Below are 22706 nucleotides of genomic sequence, written 5' to 3'. Positions count from 1 at the left end.
GAGCGGGTGTAAGCCGGATGTAAGCCGAATCTCAGGGGGCGCGGCAGGGGTGGGCAGGGGGTACGGAGAGGGGGCGGGCAGCGCGCGGAACCAAGCGTTCCGGGGGGTGGTGACATGGAGTGGCGCACGGAGGGAGCGGGGGCGCACCGGAGGGATCGTCGGGTGTGGGCGGAAGCGGTCTCCCCCTGTCGCTGATACCCTGGTACCCCGTGGACGGTGGCCCGCCTGTGCCGAACAGCAGCCCCGGAACCGCAGCTACGGCATCCCCCCGACCCACTCCGGGTCTTCGCCGGGGACGCCGGTACGCACCTCACCTCGCGACCACGGGAGCCCCTCTTGGCGATGCCGCCCAACACCATGACGACCAAGCACATCTTCGTCACCGGGGGCGTCGCCTCCTCCCTCGGAAAGGGCCTGACGGCCTCCAGCCTGGGTGCGCTGCTCAAGGCCCGCGGGCTGCGGGTGACGATGCAGAAGCTCGACCCCTATCTGAACGTCGACCCCGGCACGATGAACCCGTTCCAGCACGGCGAGGTGTTCGTCACCAACGACGGCGCCGAGACCGACCTGGACATCGGCCACTACGAGCGCTTCCTCGACGTCGACCTCGACGGCTCGGCCAATGTCACCACCGGCCAGGTCTACTCGCAGGTGATCGCCAAGGAGCGGCGCGGCGAGTACCTGGGCGACACCGTGCAGGTCATCCCGCACATCACCAATGAGATCAAGAGCCGGATCCGCCGGATGGCGACCGATGACGTCGATGTGGTGATCACCGAGGTCGGCGGCACGGTCGGCGACATCGAGTCGCTGCCGTTCCTGGAGACCGTCCGCCAGGTGCGGCACGAGGTCGGCCGGGACAACGTCTTCGTCGTCCATATCTCCCTGCTGCCGTACATCGGCCCGTCGGGCGAGCTGAAGACCAAGCCGACCCAGCACTCGGTGGCCGCGCTGCGCAATATCGGCATCCAGCCGGACGCGATCGTGCTCCGCGCCGACCGGGAGGTGCCGACCGCGATCAAGCGGAAGATCTCCCTGATGTGCGATGTCGACGAGGCCGCCGTGGTCGCCGCCATCGACGCCAAGTCGATCTACGACATTCCGAAGGTGCTGCACACCGAGGGCCTGGACGCCTATGTGGTGCGCAAGCTCGACCTGCCGTTCCGCGATGTCGACTGGACCGTCTGGGAGGACCTGCTGGACCGGGTCCACAACCCCGACCACGAGGTCACCGTCGCGCTCGTCGGCAAGTACATCGACCTCCCCGACGCCTATCTGTCGGTGACCGAGGCGCTGCGGGCCGGCGGCTTCGCGAACCGGGCCCGGGTCAAGGTCAAGTGGGTCACCTCCGACGACTGCAAGACCGAGGCCGGGGCGAAGAAGCAGCTGGAGGACGTGGACGCGATCTGCATCCCCGGCGGCTTCGGCGACCGCGGTGTCAGCGGCAAGGTCGGCGCGATCCGGTACGCCCGGGAGAACCGGGTACCGCTGCTGGGGCTCTGCCTGGGCCTCCAGTGCATCGTGATCGAGGCGGCCCGCAATCTCGCCGGGATCGCCGAGGCGAACTCCACCGAGTTCGACGCCGCCACCGCCCACCCGGTGATCTCCACCATGGAGGAGCAGCTGGCCTACGTCGAGGGCGCGGGCGACCTCGGCGGCACCATGCGGCTCGGTCTCTACCCGGCCAAGCTGGCCGAGGGTTCGATCGTGCGCGAGGTCTACGACGACCAGCCGTACGTCGAGGAGCGCCACCGGCACCGCTACGAGGTGAACAACGCCTACCGCGCGGAGCTGGAGCGGAAGGCGGGCATCGTCTTCTCGGGCACCAGCCCGGACAACAAGCTGGTCGAGTACGTGGAGTACCCGCGCGAGGTGCACCCGTACCTGGTCGCCACCCAGGCCCACCCGGAGCTGCGGTCCCGGCCGACCCGCCCGCACCCCCTCTTCGCCGGTCTGGTGAAGGCCGCCGTGGAGCGGAAGTCCGGCGCCTGACGTCGGGCGCCCGGTGATCAGGGCGCTACGGTAATCCGGGGTACGGGCCCACAGGCGGCCCGTACCCCGATCTACTGTGCGGGAGGGCCGGGATGGCGAACGAGACGACCGGGGCGGCGGCTGAGGCCGGAGCCGTCGTGGACACACCGGAGGAGTGGCGGGTCACCGCGACCACCACCCCGTTCCGGGGCAACAAGACCAGCGTCCGCACCGATGACGTGGTGATGCCCGACGGCTCGGTGGCCCGCCGGGACTACCAGGTCCATCCCGGGTCGGTGGCGGTCCTCGCCCTCGACGACGAGGACCGGGTCGTGCTGGTGCGCCAGTACCGGCACCCCGTACGGCAGCGGCTGTGGGAGATCCCGGCCGGGCTGCTGGACGTGCCCGGGGAGAACCCGCTGCACGCCGCGGAGCGCGAGCTGTACGAGGAGGCGCACGTCAAGGCCGAGGACTGGCGGGTGCTCACGGATGTGTACACCACGCCCGGCGGCTGCGACGAGGCCGTACGGATCTTCCTCGCCCGCGATCTGTCACCGGTCGAGGGCGAGCGGTTCGACGTCTCCGAGGAGGAGGCGGACATGGAGCTGGCCCGGGTACCGCTGACCGAGCTGGCCCGTGGCGTACTCGCCGGGGAGCTGCACAACAACTGCCTGGTGGTGGGGGTGACGTCGGCGATCGCGGCCCGTGCGGGCGACGGTTTCGACGCGCTCCGCCCGGCCGGGGCCCCCTGGCCCGCCAGGCCCTTCGACGCCTGAGCCCGGCCGGTCCGCCGCCGGGGTCCCGGGGCGCGTCCGCGAGGTCCCGCCCGGCCCCGGCCCGGCCCGCGCACTCTCCGCCGTGGCCCTTCGGGCCCGGGAGACGCGCCCGGTGTCCCCGGCGTCGTAGCGGGATTCCCCCGTACGTCCCGTACGGCGGAATCCGCCCCCGGCCTCGCCCGGAACCCACCGCCGTCGCGATGGCGCATACCGGACACCGCGGGCCCCGCCCCCGGCGGCGGCCGTCCGCCGCCGGGGCCCCGCCGCCGTCCGGCCGTCACGTTCCCCCGCCGGAGGGATCCACCACCGGAGTCATTGGTCATCCAGTCAGATGATCTTCTGATCCCACTGATCCGATCAGGTGAAGTACCGGGGCTGCGGACACCGATTCGTCGCAGAGAGTGAACTACGCTCGGAACGCCCGTGCGGATTCCCGCCGGGCTCGGCGAGAGTGCACGGACTGAACGGGAGCGTGGCCCGTGACGGATCAGGCGACGGATCAGGCGGTGGACGCGGTCGGTCGAACCGGTGCGTCCTTCGGATCCCCGGGGCCGTTCTTCGGCCGGCAGCGGGAGCTGGCCTCCCTGCTGGCCGATGTCGAACGGGCCGGACTCGACACCATCGCGGGCCGCAAGGCACCCCGGGCCCGCGTCCTGCTGATCGCCGGACGGCCCGGCTCCGGCCGGAGCGCGCTGGCCCGGCGGCTGGTCTCCCGGCTGGCCGGCCGCTACCCCGGCGGAGTGCTGCGGGCCGGGCTCACCGAACCCGGCGGCCGGGCCGTACCCACCGACGAGACCGCCCGGGAACTGCTCGGCACCCTGGGCGTCGCGGCCCCGCCGGGCGCGGGCGAGGACGAGTTGTCGCAACTGGTCCGGGAGAGCCTGGCCGGGCGCGGGATCCTGCTGCTGCTCGACGACGCGGCCGACGCCGAACAGGTCGACGCGCTGCTCCCCGACGACCCGGACTGTCTGCTGGTCGTGGTCGGCTCCGGACCGCTGACCGGGATCCCCGGGGTACGCCCGTGCACCGTCGCCGGGCTCGACCCGAAGGCCGCCATCGAGCTGCTGACCACCTACACCGGCTCCGTACGGATCACCGTCGACCCGCAGGCCGCGGAATCCGTCGCCGAGGAGTGCGCGGGCCAGCCCGCGGCCATGGTCATGGTCGGCGGCTGGCTCGCGGCCCGGCCCCAGGTGTCGGTGGCCGACGCCACCCGGCAACTGCGGGCGCTGCCCGAGGACGACGAGGTGCCCCAGGCCGCGCGGCCCGTCTCCCGGGCGTTCCGCCTGGTGCACGACTCCCTGCCGACCGCCGCCGCCCGGCTGCTGCGGCTGCTCGCGCTGGCACCCGCCGGGATCGTGGACGCCCAGATCGCGTCCGCCGTCGGCGGCTGCTCGCCCGACGAGGCGCACCGGGCCCTGGAGGGCTTCGTGGCGCTCGGCGTACTGCACCGCGAGGGTCCGCTGTACGGGGTGCCGGGGGTGCTGGTCCCGTTGATGCGGGCCCTGAGCGAGACCCACGACAAGCCCGGTGAGGTGCAACTGGCCCGGGCCAGGACTCTGGAGCGCGCGGTCCGCCAGCTCCAGTCGTGCCGGGCCGCCACCGAACCCGAGGGGTCGCCCGCCAGGACCGCGGTCGAGTCGCTGCCCCGGCCGCTGCGCTTCCCCGACGCCCCGGCCGCCGCCGCGTGGCTGGAGCTGCGCCGCCCCGGGCTGCTGGCCGCCGCCCGGATGGCGGTCGAGGACGGGGAGCTGGACACCCTGGCGAGACGGCTGGTCGCGGCCCTGGTCAGGGCGCTGGCCGCGCACCGGGGCACCGACGCCGCCGCCGGGGACCTCTATCCCCTGCATCAGCTGGTCCTCGATGTCGCCGAGCGCCGTGAGCTGCCCCGGGAGGCCGCCGCCGCCCTGCTGAACCTGGGCGACCTCGACGCCCGCACCGGCCGGAACGACGACGCGCTGGCCCGTTACCGGGCGGCGCTGGACGCCGGGCGCCGGGCCGGTGACCCGTACGCGGTCTGCCGGGCGATGGAATCCGTCGGCGGCGCCTGGCAGGAGCTGGGCGACTGGCAGCGGGCCGCCGACTGGTACGGCCGGGCCCTGGCCCAGCGGCAGACCCGGGGGGAGCGGGCCGACGAGGCCCGGCTCTACGGGCGGCTCGGCACCGCGCACACCTATGCCGGGCGGTACGGGGAGGCGCTGCGCTGCTGGCGGGCCGCGGTCGCCGGATACCGGCGGACCGGGGATCTGCCGTCGCAGGCCAGGGCGTTGAGCGAGGCGGCCAGGGTGCAGGAGTACGCGGGCCGGCCCGAGGAGTCCCTGCGGACCTGCCGGGAGGCGGTGGAGTGGGCCAGACAGGCGGGGGACGTACGGCTCCAGGCGGCACTCCGGCTCCGGCTGGCCGACACCCTCGACCGGCTGGGCGACCCGGCGTCGGCCCGGCTCCAGCGCTCCGGGGCCGAACGGCTGCTGGAGACCGTCGACGGGGACGGGGCCGGGGGAGGGACGGCGCCGGAAGGCGCGCGCGGGGCGGGACCGGAGCCCGGTCCTTCGGCCGCGGACGCCCCGGCCGAGGGGTCCGCAGACCCGGCGGGGGAGCGGCGGGCCCGGGGTTCCGGGCGCCGCGCCCCGGGCGGCGGGGGTACCGGTACGGAGGGGGCCGGAGTGGCACGGGGTGCCATCGGTCACGGTGTGTGAACGAAGGCAGTTTCGCCGGTCAGCCTACGAAATCCGTAGTGGCCTCAGATGAGAATAAAGGTTTGCAAGGCTAGACAGCGGGAAATCCTTCATTAATACTGGCTCCATCGCGTTATCTCGCGGTGTGTACCCCTGCGCCCTTGTGTGTACGGGTTCATCTGGAAATACCCTCCTTATCCCCTGAGCCAAGGACCGTGATCGACGTGAAGGTCGGCATCCCCCGCGAGGTCAAGAACAACGAGTTCCGGGTGGCGATCACCCCCGCCGGTGTGCACGAGCTGGCGCGCCACGGTCATCAGGTGTTCATCGAGGCCGGTGCCGGTCTCGGCTCCTCCATCACCGACACCGAGTTCGCCGCCGCCGGGGCCGTGATCCTGCCGACCGCCGACGAGGTCTGGGCCACGGCCGATCTGCTGCTCAAGGTCAAGGAGCCGATCGCGGAGGAGTACCACCGGCTCCGCAAGGACCAGACCCTCTTCACCTACCTCCACCTCGCCGCCTCCCGCGAGTGCACCGACGCGCTGCTGGAGTCCGGCACCACCGCGATCGCCTACGAGACCGTCGAGACCGCGGGCCGCCAGCTGCCGCTGCTCGCCCCGATGTCCGAGGTCGCCGGGCGGCTGGCCCCGCAGGTCGGCGCGTACCACCTGATGCGCTCCGCCGGTGGCCGCGGCGTGCTCCCGGGCGGCGTCCCCGGCACCCACGCGGGCCGCGCCGTCGTCATCGGCGGCGGTGTCTCCGGCTGGAACGCCACCCAGATCGCCGTCGGCATGGGCTTCCACGTCACCCTGCTCGACCGCGACATCAACAAGCTGCGCGAGGCCGACAAGATCTTCGGCACCCGGGTGCAGACCGTCGTCTCCAACTCCTACGAGCTGGAGAAGGCCGTCGTCGCGGCCGACCTGGTGATCGGCGCCGTACTGATCCCGGGTGCCAAGGCCCCGAAGCTGGTCACCAACGAGCTGGTCGCCAAGATGAAGCCCGGAAGTGTCCTTGTCGACATCGCCATCGACCAGGGCGGCTGCTTCGAGGACTCCCGTCCGACCACTCACGCGGAGCCGACCTTCGCGGTCCACGACTCCGTCTTCTACTGCGTCGCCAACATGCCGGGCGCGGTGCCGCACACCTCCACCTACGCGCTCACCAACGCGACGCTGCCCTACATCGTCGAACTGGCCAACCGCGGCTGGGCCGAGGCGCTCCGCCGCGACCCCGCCCTGGCCCTCGGCCTCAACACCCATGACGGCCGGGTCGTCTACGGCCCCGTCGCCGAGGCCCACGGACTGCCGCACACCGAACCGGGCGCGCTGATCGGCTGATCCGCCGTGCCGTCGCGGCACTCCCCGTGCCTCCGGCGGCCCCGGTTCCCGGGCCCCGGCGGGCCCGCCGAACGCCGGTTCGCCCGGTCCGCCCGAGCCGACCGGTGCGACGTCAACTCCACGCCCCCGGCCGGACCTTGCCCCGCGAGGTCCGGCCGGGGGCGTTCTCGCGGGCGGCGGTTCGTCCGGCCCGGTGCGAACACTTCGCGCCGCCGGACCCGTTCCGGCGGGGCCAGTGGGGAGGATCACACTCCCGTGGCCGTGCGCTCTTGACACCGGGGTGTTCCGTTGCCGACACATCGGGCCGGGTCCGGTGGATTGTGTTGCTGCGGAGCGGTGACACGCCATAGAGTCGCCAACCGTCGGCATGATGCCACGCTGACCTATCGATAAAGCCAGATGAAGCCAGATCGCGGCCGAGGGGGTAAGGCGACTTATGAATGAGTCGACAATTTCTCCCGGAGGCGTCCGGACGCACATGACGACAGCCCACACGATGACGATGACGGACGGCCTACACGTGAACGCCACGGCAGGCGACAAGAGTGGCCGAGAGTCCACGCACTTCGCCGCCTACGAGGAACTCCCCGAGGGGCACTTCTACGACCCCGACGCCGAATACGAGCCCGATCCGGAGTACGCGGCCACCCTCGCGCCCGACGCGGCGCGCCAGCGCCGTGAGCGGATCGGCCCCACCGGCCGCCCGCTGCCGTACTTCCCGATCCCGGGCCCGCTGACCGAGCACGGCCCCGCGAAGATCATCGCGATGTGCAACCAGAAGGGCGGCGTCGGCAAGACCACGTCGACCATCAACCTGGGCGCCGCGCTCGCGGAGTACGGACGGCGCGTGCTGCTCGTCGACTTCGACCCGCAGGGCGCCCTCTCGGTCGGCCTCGGCGTCAACCCGATGGAGCTGGACCTGACGGTCTACAACCTGCTCATGGAGCGGGGCATGTCGGCCGACGAGGTACTGCTGAAGACCGCCGTACCCAATATGGATCTGCTGCCGAGCAATATCGACCTCTCGGCGGCGGAGGTGCAGTTGGTGAGCGAGGTCGCCCGGGAGTCCACGCTCCAGCGGGCGCTGAAGCCGCTGATGTCCGACTACGACTACATCGTGATCGACTGTCAGCCGTCGCTCGGTCTGCTCACCGTCAACGCGCTCACCGCGGCGCACAAGGTGATCGTCCCGCTGGAGTGCGAGTTCTTCGCGCTGCGCGGGGTGGCGCTGCTCACCGAGACCATCGAGAAGGTCCAGGAGCGGCTCAACCCCGAACTGGAGCTGGACGGCATCCTCGCCACGATGTACGACTCGCGGACCGTCCACAGCCGTGAGGTGCTGGCCCGGGTGGTCGAGGCGTTCGACGACCACGTGTACCACACCGTGATCGGGCGGACCGTGCGCTTCCCGGAGACCACGGTCGCCGGTGAGCCCATCACCACCTACGCGTCGAACTCGGTCGGCGCCGCCGCGTACCGCCAGCTGGCCAGGGAGGTGCTCGCCCGGTGTCACGCCGAGTGAGTCTGCCCGGAGCCGACGAACTGTTCCGTACCACCGGTGGCACGGCGCTCCAGCCGTCGTCGCCGCGGCGCGCGGCCAACGGCGAGCCGAGGGTGCCCGCCCCGGCCGGGGAGAGCGATCCGCTGGACGCGGCCGCGCTGTCGCCGCCGCAGGAGCACACGACGGCGGACGCCGACCAGCACGATCGGCACGATCAGAACACGGCCGCCGAGGGCCGCGGCCGGGCCGAGGAGCCCGATACTCCGGTTCCCGGGGTGTCGGGGCGGGCCCGGCGCTCCCAGGCCGCCCAGGAGGCCGCCGGGGCCGTCGGCGGCGGTACGGCGGCGCCGCGTCGCCGCGGCCGGGCCGCGAACCGCCGGCCGAGCGGGCGCGAGCGCCACGACGAGAAGATCACGGTCTATGTCTCGGCCGAGGAACTGATGGACCTGGAGCACGCGCGGCTGGTGCTGCGCGGGGAGCACGGGCTGGCCGTGGACCGGGGCCGGATCGTCCGCGAGGCGGTCGCGGTGGTCCTCGCCGACCTCGAACAGCGCGGCGACGCGAGCATTCTCGTCCGCCGTCTGCGGGGCCGCTGAGGGTAGCCTCGCGCTGCCCGCCCCACCCCCGTACTTCTGGACCGCCCATGCCTCCGCCGCTCCGTCCGTCCCGCCGCCCGCTGGGCCGGGGTCCGGCCGTGCCCCCGTCTCCGGCGCGGCCCGCGGACGATGAAGCCACGGCAGCCACGGCAGCCACGGCAGCCACGGCAGCCCCGGAGGGCTCGGAGGACGCGACCGGCCCGGATGCCACCGGACCGGACGTCCGGGACGATCCGGCACCGGGTGCCGTCCCGGAGGGCCGGGTGCCCGACGGCGTACCGCCGCCACCGGACGGGTCCGGTGTACGTCCCTGGACGCCCGGCGCTCCGGAGGCCGGGCCGCCGTCCGCTGCGGAGGCCGGGCGGGAACCCGCCGTACCTCCGGCGGCCGAGAAGGCCGGGCGCCCCGGTCCCGACCCCGGCGGCCCGCCGGCCCCCGGCGATTCCGGCGGCGCGGTCGACGGGGCCGTACCGGACACCCCGGCGGAACCGGCGGAACCGGCGGACCCGGATGCCGACCCCCCGGCCGCGCCGGAGGCCGACGGGCGGTTCACCGTACGACTGGCGAACTTCGAGGGCCCCTTCGATCTGCTGCTCCAGCTGATCGCCAAGCACAAGCTCGATGTGACCGAGGTCGCGCTGTCGAAGGTCACCGACGAGTTCATGGCCCATATCCGGGGCATGGGCGACGACTGGGACCTCGACCAGACGACGGAGTTCCTGGTCGTCGCCGCGACCCTGCTGGATCTGAAGGCCGCCCGGCTGCTGCCCGCCGCCGAAGTGGAGGACGAGGCGGATCTCGCCCTGCTGGAGGCCCGGGACCTGCTCTTCGCCCGGCTGCTCCAGTACCGGGCGTACAAGCGGATCGCGGAGATCTTCAGCGACCGGCTGGCCGCCGAGGGCCGCCGCTACCCCCGGACCGTGGGCCTGGAGGACCACCACGCCGAGCTGCTGCCCGATGTGGTGATCCGGATCGGCGCCGAGGGCTTCGCCCGGCTCGCCGTGAAGGCGACCCGCCCCCGGCCGAAGCCCGAGGTGTACGTGGACCACATCCACGCGCCCCTGGTCAGCGTGCGCGAGCAGGGCGAGATCGTGGTGGCGCTGCTGCGGGACCGCGGCCGGGCCAGCTTCCGGGAGCTGACCTCGGACACCGAGGACACCCTGACCGTCGTCGCCCGCTTCCTCGCCCTGCTGGAGCTGTACCGCGACCGGGCGGTCGCCCTGGAGCAGGAGGAGGCCCTCGGGGAACTGCTGGTGCTCTGGACCGGCGGCGACGCGGCGGCCGGGGTCACCGACGAGTTCGACCGCCCGCCCGAGGTCCCCGAGGACCGGGCGGCGGGCCGGGAGGGGAAGAGGAAGAGGACGGAGGCCACGGCATGAACATCGGCGAAGCGGTCCGGGACCCAGGTGCCCCCCGGACCCCCCATCCGGCCGGGGCCGCGGCGGCCCTGCCGCTGAAGCCCGCCCTGGAGGCGGTGCTGATGGTGGTCGACGAACCGGCCACCGAGGAGCATCTGGCGAAGGTGCTGGAGCGGCCCCGCCGGGCCGTCGCCGACGCGCTGCGGGAACTGGCCGACGAGTACACCGCCCAGGGCCGGGGCTTCGAGCTGCGGGCCGTCGCGGGCGGCTGGCGGTTCTTCACCCGGGCCGAGTACGCCCCGGCCGTGGAGAGCTTCGTCCTCGACGGCCAGCAGGCCCGGCTGACCCAGGCGGCCCTGGAGACCCTGGCGGTGGTCGCGTACCGCCAGCCGGTCGGCCGGTCCCGGGTCTCCGCGGTGCGCGGGGTGAACTGCGACGGTGTGATGCGCACCCTGCTCCAGCGGGGGCTGGTCGAGGAGGCGGGCGCGGAACCCGAAACAGGTGCGATCCTGTACAGGACGACGAACTACTTCCTGGAGCGGATGGGCCTGCGCGGCCTGGACGAGCTGCCGGAGCTGGCGCCCTTCCTCCCCGAGGCGGCGGCGATCGAGGCCGAGACGCAGGAGGGCGTGCCGTCGTTCGACCCGGACGCTCCGGAACCGGATACAGACTCTGTACCGGACGATGAAGACAAGACGACGGAAACGTGATGCGAAGCAGCGGCAGCGGCAGGAACAGCGGCGGTAACAGCGGCGGGCGCGGCAACCCCCGCGGCGCGGGCAACAACCGCGACGACAGGCAGAAGCGCGCGGGCAAGCCCGGCAAGCCCCGTCCCGAGGAGCGCCGCTACGACGTCGGCGGTTCCGGTACGGGCGCCGGGGCCGGTGGCGACGCCAGGAAGGGCCGCGGCGGCGCGGCGCGCGGCGGGGCCAAGGGCGGCCCGCGCCAGTCCGTGAAGCCCCCCACGGGCCGCGGCAGCCGTACGGAGCCCGCCCGCTCCCGTGAGTACGACGCCCGGGCCGAGGAGCGCAACCGCGAGCGGTACGCGAACAAGCCGGAGATCAAGACGCCCAAGACCTTCCCCGGCGCCGAGCAGGAGGGCGAGCGGTTGCAGAAGGTGCTGGCCCGGGCCGGAATGGGCTCGCGGCGGGCCTGCGAGGAGCTGATCGACCAGGCCAGGGTCGAGGTCAACGGCCGGATCGTCACCGAGCAGGGGCTGCGGGTGGACCCGCAGAAGGACGAGATCAAGGTCGACGGGCTGACCGTGGCCACCCAGACGTACCTCTTCTTCGCCCTGAACAAGCCCGCCGGTGTCGTCTCCACCATGGAGGACCCCGACGGCCGTCAGTGCCTCGGCGACTACGTCACCAACCGGGAGACCCGGCTGTTCCACGTCGGCCGGCTTGACACCGAGACCGAGGGCATCATCCTGCTCACCAACCACGGTGAGCTGGCTCACCGGCTCACCCACCCCCGCTACGGCGTCAAGAAGACCTATCTGGCCGCGATCCAGGGTCCGCTCCCGCGCGACCTCGGCAAGCGGCTGAAGGACGGGATCCGGCTGGAGGACGGCTACGCCAAGGCCGACCACTTCCGCGTGGTGGAGAACACCGGGAAGAACTACCTGGTCGAGGTCACCCTGCACGAGGGCCGCAAGCACATCGTGCGCCGGATGCTCGCCGAGGCGGGCTTCCCGGTGGACAAGCTGGTCCGGACGTCCTTCGGGCCGATCGGGCTCGGCGACCAGAAGTCGGGCTGGCTGCGCAGGCTGACCAATACCGAGGTCGGGATGCTGATGAACGAGGTCGGTCTGTAGGACCGGCACCCCTTCGGGAGGAGGGCCCGCGGCGCACTCGCGCCGCGGGCCCTCCTCTTTTCCCTTGTGCCGTCGCACCCGGGCCGTTTATAGTCAAGATGACTATTAAGGAAAGGGGGTGGGTGTGGCACTCGCGGACGTCATGGAGACCCTGCAGCGGCCGCTGTTCACCCTGCTCGGCACCCCGGTCAGCTGGACCGAGGTCCTCGGCTTCGGCAGCGGCGCGCTCTGCGTCTGGCTGGTCACCCGGCAGCACCTCGCCAACTGGCCCGTCGGCATCGCCAACAACCTCTTCTTCGTCCTCCTCTTCACCCAGGCCGGGCTCTACGCCGACGCCGGCCTCCAGATCGTCTTCATCACCCTCGCCGCCTACGGCTGGTGGTCCTGGACCCACGGGGGTGGACCAGGAACGAAAGGCCCCCTGGAGGTACGCCGCACCGGCCGGACCGAATGGGCCCTGCTGCTCGCGGCGGGCGCGGCGGGGACGATCCTGATCACGCTGCTCCTCGACCGCGCCACCGACTCCACCGTCCCCTTCTGGGACGCGCTCACCACGTCCCTGTCGCTGATGGCGACCTACGGGCAGTGCCGGAAGCGGCTGGAGTCCTGGTGGCTGTGGATCGCCGCCGACGTGGTCTACATCCCGCTCTACGCGCACAAGGACCTCTATCTGACCTCGGTGCTCTACGCGGGATTCCTGCTGCTCTGTCTTTCGGGGCTGCGGAACTGGTCGCGCGCGCTCACCACGCCGCCCCGGCCGCGACCCGCGGAGGTGACCGCATGAGGCGCTACCGGCACGGACTGGTCCTCGGCAAGTTCTATCCACCGCACGCCGGGCACCACCATCTCGTCTCGACCGCCGCCGACCGCTGCGATCTGCTGACCGTCCTGGTCTGTGCCGCCACGGTCGAGTCCGTACCGCTCGCCGACCGGGTGGCCTGGCTGCGGGAGGTCCACCAGGACCCCGCGATCCGGGTCGTCGGCACCGTCGACGACATCCCCATGGACGTCCGCGACCCGGCGATCTGGGACGCCCATATGGCGGTCTTCCGGGCCGCCGTGCCCGAACCCGTCGACGCGGTCTTCACCTCGGAGTCGTACGGCGCCGAACTCGGCCGCAGATTCGGCGCCGACGCGGTCTGCGTCGACCCGGCCCGCAGCCTCTTCCCGGTCTCCGGGACGGCCGTCCGCGCCGACCCGGCGGCCCACTGGGACTTCCTGCGGCCCCCGGTCCGGGCCGCGCTCACCCGCCGGATCGTCGTCCTGGGCGCCGAGTCCACCGGCACCACGACCCTCGCCCGCGATCTCGCCGACCACTACCGGGCCCGCGGCGGCGTCTGGGGCCGGACCCGCTGGGTCCCCGAGTACGGGCGGGAGTACAGCGAGCGGAAACTGGCCCGGCTGCGCCGGGAGCGGCCCGGCGCCGGCTGGTCCGACGTCGCCTTCGGCTCCGAGGAGTTCCCGGTGATCGCCCGGCGGCAGGCCGAACGGGAGACGGAGGCCGCCCGGCTCAGCTCACCCGTCCTCTTCTGCGACACCGACGCCTTCGCCACCACCGTCTGGCACGAGCGCTACCTCGGCACGCCGAGCCCCGCCGTCCAGGAGATCGCCGACCGCACCCGGCGCCAGTGTCTGTGGCTGCTCACCGATCACACGGACGTCCCGTTCGAGGACGACGGACTCCGCGACGGCGAGGAACTGCGCCCCTGGATGACCGGCCGGTTCGCCGCCGAACTGGCCCGTACCGGGCGGCGTACGGTACGCGTCACCGGGCCCCGGGACCGGCGGCTCGCCACCGCCGTCGCCGCCGTCGACGAACTGCTCGGCGAGGGCTGGGACTTCGCCGCACCGCTGGTCGTCCCCGGCGGCCACGCGCCCACCACCGTCCCCGACCTCACGGAGCGCCGCTGATGCCATCCGCCACCGGCCGGGACGAGAGCGTTCCGGGTTACGACCCGCGCGCCTTCCCGCCCTTCGGGGTCACCGTCGACCTCGCCGTCTTCACCGTGCGCGACGGGCGGCTCAACGTCCTGCTCGTCGAGCGGGGAGAAGCGCCCTACCGGGGCGCGTGGGCCCTGCCCGGCGGCTTCGTACGGCCCGAGGAGTCCGCCGGGCGGGCCGCCCGGCGGGAGCTGGCCGAGGAGACCGGGCTCTCCGCCGACACCGTCCACGACCTCCACCTCGAACAGCTCCGCACCTACAGCGAGCCGGACCGCGACCCCAGGATGCGGGTGGTCTCCGTCGCGTACGCCGCACTCCTGCCCGATCTGCCCGAACCGCGCGGCGGCGGCGACGCCGCCAACGCCCGCTGGACCGACCGCTCCGACGCCCGGGGCCTCGCCTTCGACCACGACCGGATCGTGGCCGACGCCTACGACCGGATCTGCGCCAAGCTCGAATACACCGGCCTCGCCACCGGCTTCTGCCCGCCCGAGTTCACCCTCGGCGAGTTGCAGCAGATCTACGAGACCGTCTGGGGCGTCCCCCTCGACCGGCCCAACTTCCGGCGCAAGGTCCTCGCCACCCCCGGCTTCGTCGAACCGGTCGAGGGCCCCCCGCGCCGCACCGGCGGCCGGGGCAAACCCGCCGCCCTCTACCGGGCCGGCACCGCCGCGACCCTGCACCCACCCCTCCTGCGCCCGGAAGGACGCCAGCCATGACCGTGACCGGCAGCACCACCAGCGGAACGACCAAACCCCTCGGGACCGCCGACAAGCGGGCGGCCACCGGGTCCCTGATCGGACTCGCCCTCGGGGACGCCCTCGGCTTCCCGACCGAGTTCGACGACGTACCGCGGATCCTCGCCAAGTGCGGCCCCTGGCGGGAGATGCGGCTGCCGCGCCCCGCGTACATCACCGACGACACCCAGATGACCCTCGCCGTCGGCCGGGCCCTGCGCACCGCCATGGACCGGGGCCCGTTGGACGAGGCCCGGTTCGCCCCGCCGCTGCGGGCCGAGTTCACCGCCTGGTACCACTCCCCGGAGAACAACCGCGCCCCCGGCACCACCTGCCTCGACGCCTGCCGCCGCCTCGACGACCCCCGGCTGCCCTGGCAGCGGGCCGGAGTCGTCGGCTCCAAGGGCTGCGGGGCCAATATGAGGGTCGCGCCCGTCGGCCTGGTCCCCGGACTCAGCGCCGGGCAGCGCGCGGGCGCCGCCCAGCTCCAGGCCGCCCTCACCCACGCCCACCCCACCGCCCTCGCCGCCGCCGACCTCACCGCCCACGCCGTCCACCTCCTCGCCCGCGGCGCCGAACCCATGGGCCTGGTCGGACTGCTCCGCTCGTACGCCTACGACAACCGGTCCCGCTACCACGACCGCTGGCTCGGCGACCTGTGGACCCGGGCCGGTGACCCCACCCCCCAGGCGTACATCGCCCGCGGCTGGGACGAGTGCCAGGAAGCCCTGCGGCGGCTCGCCGAGGCCCTCCCCACCGCCGACCCCGAGTGCGACCCGTGCCTGACCACCGGCGACGGCTGGATCGCCGAAGAGGCCCTCACCACCGCCCTCCAGTGCTTTCTGCTCTTCCCGGGGGAACCCCTCACCGTCCTGCGCCGGGCCGCCTGCACCCGGGGCGACTCCGACTCGATCGCGGCCCTCGCGGGCGCCTTCGCCGGAGCCCATCTCGGCGGCGCCGCCTGGCCGGGCCGCTGGGCCGACGACGTCGAACACCGCAGCGACCTGATGACCCTGGGAGCCCTCTGGGACGCCTGACCCGCCCCCGGTGCCCCGCCCCGGGGCACCGGGTGTCATCCTCACCCGGTGAACCCCGCGAGCCCCGTGAACCCCGTCACCCCCGCCGCCGTCACCCCTGTCGGCCCCGGCGACCTCGATACCTTCGGCCTCGGCGCCCTCGACCTCGGCTCCGTCGTCGCGGACCAGCCCGATCCGCTGATCTTCGCCACCGTCTCCGGCGCCCATCTCTACGGCTTCCCGTCCCGCGACTCGGACGTGGACCTGCGCGGGGCGCATCTGCTGCCGGTGGCGGAGCTGATCGGCCTCGGCGCCCCCGACGAGACCCGTAGCCGGATCTGGGACCGGGCCGGGGTCGAGACCGACCTGGTCACCCATGACCTGCGGAAGTTCGTCGGTCTGATGCTCCGCCCCAACGGCTACGTACTCGAACAACTGCTCTCACCGCTGGTCGTCCACACCACCGGCACCCATGCCGAACTCACCGCCCTCACGCCCGGGGTCGTCACCCGCCACCACGCCCACCACTACCGGGGGTTCGCCAACACCCAGTGGCGGCTCTACGAGAAGACCGGCGAGCTGAAGCCGCTGCTGTACACCTTCCGCGCGCTGCTCACCGGCGTCCATCTGATGCGGAGCGGCCGGGTACTGGCATCCCTGCCGGAGTTGCTGGAGGAGGTCACGGCGCCCTCGTACCTGCCCGAGCTGATCACCGCCAAGGCCGAGGCCGAGCACGGTACGGGCACCGGGCTCGTCCCGGAGTCCGCCGCCGGTGACTTCGCCGCCCTGCACGCGGTCCTGGACTCCGCCCAGCGGGACACGGAACTGCCGGAGCACCCCTCAGTCCGCGACGCCCTGGGCGATCTCGTCGTACGGGTCCGGCTGGAGCGCTGACATCCGGCGGGTCCGGACCAGGAAGTCCGTCACCCGGGCCCGGTCCGGCTCGTCGGGCAGCGGCGAGCCGGGCAGGGCGGCGTCCGCCTCCGCGACCAGCCGGTCCGCCCAGGACTCGACCCGGCTCAGCTCCGTCTCCCCGCGCCGGACCGCGAGCAGCGCCTCCCGCTCGGCGCCGACATCGAGCACCAGCTCACCCGTCCGCAGCAGATCACGGCAGGTCAGCAGGAGCCGCAGCAGATGCGACAGCGGCTTCCAGCGCGGCTCGCGCCCGGTCCGCAGATCCGCCCTGATCCTCTTGTGCTGGCCGGCGGCATAGCGGACGAAGGTGCGGTGGACGTCCCGGGAGAGGAAGGCGCCGCGCAGCGCCAGCAGCTCCCGGCCGGTGTCGTCGATCCGCTCCACCAGCGGGGAGTGCAGTACCTCCAGGATGCTGGGATTGGCCCGCAGCCCCAGTACGCAGAAACGCTCCAGCTCCCAGGAGAACTGCTCGGGCAGCGGCCCGTCCACATGGGTCGGCGGTTTCTCGAACCGCCAGAACAGCGGGGTGGGCGCGAGAAAGACACCCCGCCGGTCGGTATCGCTCTCCTCGGTCGCGAGCCCGAAGGCCCGCGACCCCATGACGCAGGAGTAGACCGTGTGGTCGCGGACGAGGTCTTCGGGTGCCGGTGCGCCGTCGTACATGCGGATCAGGCTAATCCGCGGACTTGACCTGCCCCGACCGGCCCGGCGGTCAGGCCAGCAGTACCGCGTCCCCGGTGACCGTGATCGCCGCGGGCGGCAGCGGACGCGTCGAAGGGCCCTTCTCGACCGAGCCGTCCGCGATCCGGAACCGGCTGTCGTGGCACGGGCAGTCGATGGTGCCGTCCGCGACCCGGTCCACCAGACAGCCCTGATGCGGACAGACCGCCGAGAAGGCCTTGAACTGTCCGGCCGTCGGCTGGACCACCACCACCTTCTCGGCCTTGAAGACCGTTCCGCCGCCGACCGGGACGGCGGAGCGCTTCGTCAGCTCCCGGCCCATCGACACGGTCGGCGAGGCACCGGGGGCCGTCGCGCCGGGGGAAGCGGCGTCCACCGGGGTACCGGGCGGCGGGGTCGCCCCCGGCTCGGCCGTGCCCCCGCCGTCGCCTCCGCCGTCCGTACAGCCGGTGGCCAGGGCGGCCGTCGCCGCCGCCCCCGCCGCCAGCACCGTCCGCCGCGCTGCGTCCATCGCCGTACTCCCTCGGTCGTGCGCTACCCGGTCGGCGTGCATTGTGCCACCGCACCCGCCGCCGCCCCGGCAACCCGGCACGTGCCGCACGAACCCGGTCGCCCGGGCCGCTATCCGGCCCGCCCGGCTGACCAGGGAGTCCCGGGAACCCCCGGCCACCCGCCGCACCCGACACGCGCACCCGCCCCGGCGGCCCTCGAAGCACGGGGGCGCTCCCCGGTGTCGTGGCACCGTCCGCGTACGCCCGTGCCGGGAATCCCACGCCCGGGCTCCGCCGGGGGATCCACGGCCCGGCCCGCGGCGTCCGGCATGTGCTCTCCTCCGCAGCCCTTCGGGCACGCGGGGCGCCTCTGCGTTGTCGGAGTTCCCGAGTACGCCCGGTACGGGGGACCCCGCCGCCGTCGCGGACCGTACGCACCGGACGCCGCGGGCCCCGCCCTCCGGGCGGACGGCGCCATTTCGACGACACGGCCTAGGCTGGTTGTCCGGAGTACGCCCGGACCGGTCGTGACCGGTCCGGCGCCGTTCGTTCTCCGGACCTGCCTCGCACTTCCGTGCCGCCTGCCGCCCCGCGCAAGGACATCGCCCAGTGAGAACCGCCGCCGTCATCGGAACCGGACTGATCGGCACCTCCGCCGCCCTCGCCCTCACCGGCCGGGGGATCGGCGTCCATCTCGTCGACCCCGACGCCGAACGGGTCCGTACCGCCGCCGCACTCGGCGCCGGTACCGGGACGCCCCCCGAGGGGCCCGTCGACCTGGCGATCGTCGCCGTGCCCCCCGCCGGGGTGGCCGGGGCGCTCGCCGAGGCGATGAAGAGCGGCCTGGCCCGCGGCTATCTCGACGTCGCCAGCGTCAAGGGCGGCCCCCGCCGGGAGCTGGAGGCCCTCGGCGCCGACCTCTCCGCCTACATCGGTACGCATCCGATGGCGGGCAAGGAGCGCTCGGGACCGCTGGCCGCCAGCGCCGATCTCTTCGAGGGCCGCCCCTGGGTGCTCACGCCCACCCCGGCGACCGATACCGAGGTCCTCAACCTCGCCCTCGAACTCGTCGCCCTCTGCCGTGCGGTCCCCGTCGTGATGGACGCCGACGCCCACGACCGGGCCGTCGCCCTGGTCTCCCACACCCCGCAGCTGATCTCCTCGATGGTCGCCGCCCGGCTCCGGGAGGCCGACGAGACCGCCGTACGCCTCTGCGGGCAGGGCATCCGCGACGTCACCCGGATCGCCGCTTCCGACCCCCGGATGTGGGTCGACATCCTCTCCGCCAACCCCGGCCCGGTCGCCGAGGTCCTGGCCGGGGTCGCCGCCGACCTCGACGAGACCGTCCGGGCGCTCCGGTCGCTGGAGTCCGCCGACGCCGCCGCGCGGGCCGACGGCGTCAGCGGTATCGAGGACGTACTGCGGCGCGGGAACGCCGGGCGTGCCCGGGTCCCGGGCAAGCACGGCGCGGCTCCGGCGGCGTACGAGGTCGTCGCCGTACTGATCAGCGACAGCCCCGGCGAACTGGCCCGGATCTTCGCCGACGCGGGCCGGGCCGGGGTGAACATCGAGGACGTCCGGATCGAGCACGCCACCGGACAGCAGGCGGGTCTGGTGCAGCTGATGGTGGAGCCCGCCGCCGCGGCCGTGCTCTCGGCGGCGCTGCGGGAGCGGGGCTGGTCCATCCGCCAGTAGCCCCGGTGCGGCCGGACCGGACCCGGACCAAACCCGGACCGGACCCGGACCGGACCCGGTACGGCCCCGGCCCGGCCGCCGGGCGGGGCGCGCGGTTCACGGGCAGGCTTCGGCAGTCGGTAACCTTGTCCGGGGCCCGTGGCGTCCGCGACCACCGGAATCCCCCGGTACGGCCGGGCCGGCCGCCCCCTCCGCTCCGCAGAAATCCGAAGGAAAGGTGTCGCACACCGTGGAATCCGCCGTGATCGTTGCCATCGACGGCCCCGCCGGCACCGGAAAGTCGAGCACCAGCAAGGCGGTCGCCGCCGCCCTGGGCCTGAGCTACCTCGACACCGGCGCGCAGTACCGGGCGATCACCTGGTGGATGATCTCCAACGGTGTGGACACCGCCGACCCCGCCGCGATCGCCGCGGCGGCCGACAAGGCCCTGATCGTCTCCGGGACCGACCCCGCCGCCCCGACGATCACCGTCGACGGCGCCGATGTCGCCGCCGCCGTCCGGAGCCACGAGGTATCCGCGCAGGTCAGCGCCGTGAGCGCGGTACCGGAGGTACGGACGCGGATCACCGGGCTCCAGCGCGCCATCGCCGCCGGGGCGGCCCGCGGAATCGTCGTCGAGGGCCGGGACATCGGCACCACCGTCCTCCCCGACGCCCATCTCAAGATCTTCCTCACCGCCTCCCCTGAGGCCCGCGCCGCCCGCCGCTCCGCCGAGATCAAGGGCTCCGACGTGGAGGCGACCCGGCAGGCCCTGGTCCGCCGGGACGCGGCCGACTCCGGCCGGGCGACGTCCCCGCTGGCCAAGGCGGACGACGCGGTCGAGGTCGACACCACCGAACTGACCCTCCAGCAGGTCGTCGACCGGGTGATCGGCCTGGTCGAGGAGCGCCGGACGGCGGCCCGGTGACCCAGCCCTCCGCGCAGGGCGCGGCCGTCGGCCGGTACATCGGCATCGGGCTGATGTACGGCCTGTGGAAGCCCAGGGTGCTCGGCGCCTGGCGGGTCCCGTCCGCCGGCCCCGTGATCCTCGCCGTCAACCACTCGCACGCCCTCGACGGCCCCATGCTGATGGGCACCGCGCCCCGGCCCGTGCACTTCCTGATCAAGAAGGAGGCGTTCGTCGGCCCGCTCGACCCCTTCCTGCTGGGCATCGGCCAGCTGAAGGTCGACCGGTCGGGCACCGACCGCTCGGCGGTGACCAACGCGCTCGGGATCCTGGAGCGCGGCGACGTCCTCGGGATCTTCCCCGAGGGCACCAGGGGCGAGGGCGACTTCGCGTCGCTCCGCGCCGGACTGGCGTACTTCGCGGTCCGGACCGGCGCCCCCGTCGTCCCGGTGGCCGTCCTCGGCAGCACCGAACGCCGCAGCCGTCTGGTCGGCGCCGTACCGCCGCTGCGCGGCCGGGTGGACGTGGTCTTCGGCGACGCCTTCGACGCGGGCGACGGCTCGGGCCGCCGGACCCGTACGGCGCTGGACCAGGCCACGGTACGGATCCAGGACCGGCTGACCGCCCATCTGGAAAACGCCAGGCGCCTCACCGGGCGCCCCGGGTAAGACTTGACCATACGGACCCCCCGACCCCGGGAGCCGGTCCGGTCGACATACGAGGAACGGACTTCATGAACGACCAGCACGACCACGGAGCACTCGGCGACGCCGAGTACGCGGAGTTCATGGAGCTCGCCGCGGTGGAGGGCTTCGACGCGGACGAGGTCGAGGAGGCCATCGACGAGGCCGGTCACGGCCCGCTGCCCGTCCTCGCCGTCGTCGGCCGCCCCAATGTCGGCAAGTCGACCCTGGTGAACCGGATCATCGGCCGCCGCGAGGCCGTCGTCGAGGACCGGCCCGGCGTCACCCGCGACCGGGTCACCTACGAAGCCGAATGGGCGGGCCGCCGCTTCAAGCTCGTCGACACCGGCGGCTGGGAGCAGGACGTCCTCGGGATCGACGCCTCCGTCGCCGCCCAGGCCGAGTACGCCATCGAGGCCGCCGACGCCGTCGTCTTCGTGGTCGACGCCACCGTCGGCCCCACCGACACCGACGAGGCCGTCGTCAAGCTGCTGCGCCGGGCCGGGAAGCCCGTGGTGCTCTGCGCCAACAAGGTCGACGGCCCCAGCGCCGAGGCGGACGCCACCGCCCTGTGGTCGCTCGGCCTCGGCGAACCGCACCCCGTCTCCGCGCTCCACGGCCGGGGCACCGGCGACATGCTCGACGCCGTCCTGGAGGCGCTGCCCGACGCCCCGGCCCAGACCTTCGGCACCGCCGTCGGCGGCCCCCGCAGGATCGCCCTGATCGGCCGCCCCAACGTCGGCAAGTCGTCCCTGCTGAACAAGGTCGCGGGCGAGGAGCGGGTGGTCGTCAACGAGCTGGCGGGCACCACCCGCGACCCGGTCGACGAGCTGATCGAGCTGGGCGGTGTGACCTGGAAGTTCGTCGACACCGCCGGTATCCGCCGCCGGGTCCACCTCCAGGAGGGCGCGGACTACTACGCCTCCCTGCGCACCGCCGCCGCCGTGGAGAAGGCGGAGGTCGCGGTGATCCTGATCGACGCCAGTGACTCCATCAGCGTCCAGGACCAGCGGATCATCACCATGGCCGTGGAAGCGGGCCGGGCGCTGGTGATCGCGTACAACAAGTGGGACACCCTCGACGAGGAGCGCCGCTACTACCTGGAGCGGGAGATCGAGACCGAGCTGGCCCAGATCGCCTGGGCGCCCCGGGTCAATGTCTCCGCCCGTACCGGCCGCCACATGGAGAAGCTGGTCCCGGCGATCGAGACCGCCCTGGCCGGCTGGGAGACCCGGGTCCCCACCGGACGGCTCAACGCCTTCCTCGGCGAGATCGTCTCCGCCCATCCGCACCCCATCCGGGGCGGCAAGCAGCCCAGGATCCTCTTCGGCACCCAGGCGGGCACCAAGCCGCCCAGGTTCGTCCTCTTCGCCTCCGGCTTCCTGGAGCACGGCTACCGCCGCTTCGTGGAGCGCAGGCTGCGCGAGGAGTTCGGCTTCGAGGGAACCCCGCTGCACATCTCGGTCCGGGTCCGCGAGAAGCGCGGCAAGAAGAAGTAACACCCGTCGCGACGCCCCCGCCGGTCCGCCGGACGGCGCGAGTGATAGCCCCCGGCTCGGGAAAAGCGGCGGCTCGGCACAAAGGAGCAACTCCCTTGGGGCGGCGGCCCGTCGAGCGGTGGCGGGGGC

20 protein-coding genes are annotated in these 22706 nt (G+C 73.4%); 18 read left to right on the top strand and 2 right to left on the bottom strand.

The features are described from left to right. Window positions 1-342: 342 nt before the first annotated feature. From ABZ714_RS30090 to ABZ714_RS30025, 14 genes are all read left to right on the top strand, one after another. Window positions 343-1992 (top strand): CTP synthase, encoded by a 1650-nt coding sequence (locus ABZ714_RS30090; RefSeq protein ID WP_358828532.1) that lies wholly within the window; start codon window positions 343-345, stop codon window positions 1990-1992. A gap of 92 nt (window positions 1993-2084) precedes the next feature. Then, entirely contained in the window at window positions 2085-2747 is a 663-nt protein-coding gene (locus ABZ714_RS30085) for an NUDIX hydrolase (protein ID WP_358828516.1), read from the top strand. A gap of 506 nt (window positions 2748-3253) precedes the next feature. Further along, window positions 3254-5443: a tetratricopeptide repeat protein gene (locus tag ABZ714_RS30080; protein ID WP_358828531.1), complete on the top strand. Its 2190-nt coding sequence runs from the start codon at window positions 3254-3256 to the stop codon at window positions 5441-5443. Window positions 5444-5646: 203 nt separating this feature from the next. After that, on the top strand, window positions 5647-6762 hold the full coding sequence (gene ald, locus ABZ714_RS30075; protein WP_358828530.1) for an alanine dehydrogenase: 1116 nt from the start codon (window positions 5647-5649) through the stop codon (window positions 6760-6762). A 478-nt stretch (window positions 6763-7240) separates the two neighbouring features. Further along, window positions 7241-8284 carry a ParA family protein gene (locus tag ABZ714_RS30070; RefSeq protein ID WP_358828515.1) on the top strand — a complete coding sequence of 348 codons (1044 nt, stop codon included), beginning with the start codon at window positions 7241-7243 and terminating at the stop codon, window positions 8282-8284. Further along, the gene (locus tag ABZ714_RS30065; RefSeq protein WP_358828514.1) at window positions 8269-8859 is read left to right on the top strand and encodes a hypothetical protein; all 591 of its coding nucleotides are present in this window, start codon (window positions 8269-8271) and stop codon (window positions 8857-8859) included. The genes ABZ714_RS30070 and ABZ714_RS30065 overlap by 16 nt, the downstream gene beginning before the upstream one ends. 47 nt (window positions 8860-8906) lie before the next feature. Next, window positions 8907-10238: a segregation/condensation protein A gene (locus tag ABZ714_RS30060; protein ID WP_358828513.1), complete on the top strand. Its 1332-nt coding sequence runs from the start codon at window positions 8907-8909 to the stop codon at window positions 10236-10238. Next, window positions 10235-10927, top strand: coding sequence for an SMC-Scp complex subunit ScpB (gene scpB, locus ABZ714_RS30055; protein ID WP_358828512.1), 693 nt, complete (start codon window positions 10235-10237; stop codon window positions 10925-10927). Before ABZ714_RS30060 ends, scpB begins: the two co-directional genes overlap by 4 nt. Further along, window positions 10927-12033 (top strand): pseudouridine synthase, encoded by a 1107-nt coding sequence (locus ABZ714_RS30050; RefSeq protein ID WP_358828511.1) that lies wholly within the window; start codon window positions 10927-10929, stop codon window positions 12031-12033. Before scpB ends, ABZ714_RS30050 begins: the two co-directional genes overlap by 1 nt. A gap of 124 nt (window positions 12034-12157) precedes the next feature. Continuing rightward, window positions 12158-12817 carry a nicotinamide riboside transporter PnuC gene (gene pnuC / locus ABZ714_RS30045; RefSeq protein ID WP_358828510.1) on the top strand — a complete coding sequence of 220 codons (660 nt, stop codon included), beginning with the start codon at window positions 12158-12160 and terminating at the stop codon, window positions 12815-12817. After that, window positions 12814-13944, top strand: a complete 1131-nt coding sequence (locus ABZ714_RS30040) for an AAA family ATPase (protein WP_358828509.1) — start codon at window positions 12814-12816, stop codon at window positions 13942-13944. The genes pnuC and ABZ714_RS30040 overlap by 4 nt, the downstream gene beginning before the upstream one ends. Beyond that, the gene (locus tag ABZ714_RS30035) at window positions 13944-14693 is read left to right on the top strand and encodes an NUDIX domain-containing protein (protein WP_358828508.1); all 750 of its coding nucleotides are present in this window, start codon (window positions 13944-13946) and stop codon (window positions 14691-14693) included. The genes ABZ714_RS30040 and ABZ714_RS30035 overlap by 1 nt, the downstream gene beginning before the upstream one ends. Further along, window positions 14690-15748 (top strand): ADP-ribosylglycohydrolase family protein, encoded by a 1059-nt coding sequence (locus ABZ714_RS30030; protein ID WP_358828507.1) that lies wholly within the window; start codon window positions 14690-14692, stop codon window positions 15746-15748. The genes ABZ714_RS30035 and ABZ714_RS30030 overlap by 4 nt, the downstream gene beginning before the upstream one ends. Before the next feature lie 177 nt (window positions 15749-15925). After that, entirely contained in the window at window positions 15926-16621 is a 696-nt protein-coding gene (locus ABZ714_RS30025) for a nucleotidyltransferase domain-containing protein (RefSeq protein ID WP_358828529.1), read from the top strand. Here the strand turns inward: ABZ714_RS30025 and ABZ714_RS30020 are convergent. Both ABZ714_RS30020 and ABZ714_RS30015 read right to left on the bottom strand, forming a co-directional pair. Further along, window positions 16568-17305: a nucleotidyltransferase domain-containing protein gene (locus ABZ714_RS30020; RefSeq protein ID WP_358828506.1), complete on the bottom strand. Its 738-nt coding sequence runs from the start codon at window positions 17303-17305 to the stop codon at window positions 16568-16570. The genes ABZ714_RS30025 and ABZ714_RS30020 overlap by 54 nt on opposite strands. 49 nt (window positions 17306-17354) lie before the next feature. Then, window positions 17355-17834 (bottom strand): Rieske (2Fe-2S) protein, encoded by a 480-nt coding sequence (locus tag ABZ714_RS30015; RefSeq protein WP_358828505.1) that lies wholly within the window; start codon window positions 17832-17834, stop codon window positions 17355-17357. Window positions 17835-18423: 589 nt separating this feature from the next. Here ABZ714_RS30015 and ABZ714_RS30010 point away from each other — a divergent pair. The 4 genes from ABZ714_RS30010 (at window position 18424) to der (ending at window position 22577) form a co-directional block, all read left to right on the top strand. Beyond that, window positions 18424-19509, top strand: a complete 1086-nt coding sequence (locus ABZ714_RS30010; RefSeq protein ID WP_358828504.1) for a prephenate dehydrogenase — start codon at window positions 18424-18426, stop codon at window positions 19507-19509. Between the two features lie 217 nt (window positions 19510-19726). Then, window positions 19727-20416, top strand: coding sequence for a (d)CMP kinase (gene cmk, locus ABZ714_RS30005; RefSeq protein WP_358828503.1), 690 nt, complete (start codon window positions 19727-19729; stop codon window positions 20414-20416). Window positions 20417-20469: 53 nt separating this feature from the next. Then, complete coding sequence (locus ABZ714_RS30000; protein WP_358828528.1) at window positions 20470-21063, top strand: lysophospholipid acyltransferase family protein; 594 nt, start codon at window positions 20470-20472, stop codon at window positions 21061-21063. A gap of 65 nt (window positions 21064-21128) precedes the next feature. Continuing rightward, window positions 21129-22577, top strand: a complete 1449-nt coding sequence (gene der, locus ABZ714_RS29995) for a ribosome biogenesis GTPase Der (RefSeq protein ID WP_358828502.1) — start codon at window positions 21129-21131, stop codon at window positions 22575-22577. Window positions 22578-22706: the final 129 nt, after the last annotated feature.

It is taken from the genome of Streptomyces sp. NPDC006798 (assembly GCF_040635975.1).
Lineage (GTDB): Bacteria > Actinomycetota > Actinomycetes > Streptomycetales > Streptomycetaceae > Streptomyces.
This window is presented reverse-complemented; position numbering and strand designations above follow the sequence as displayed.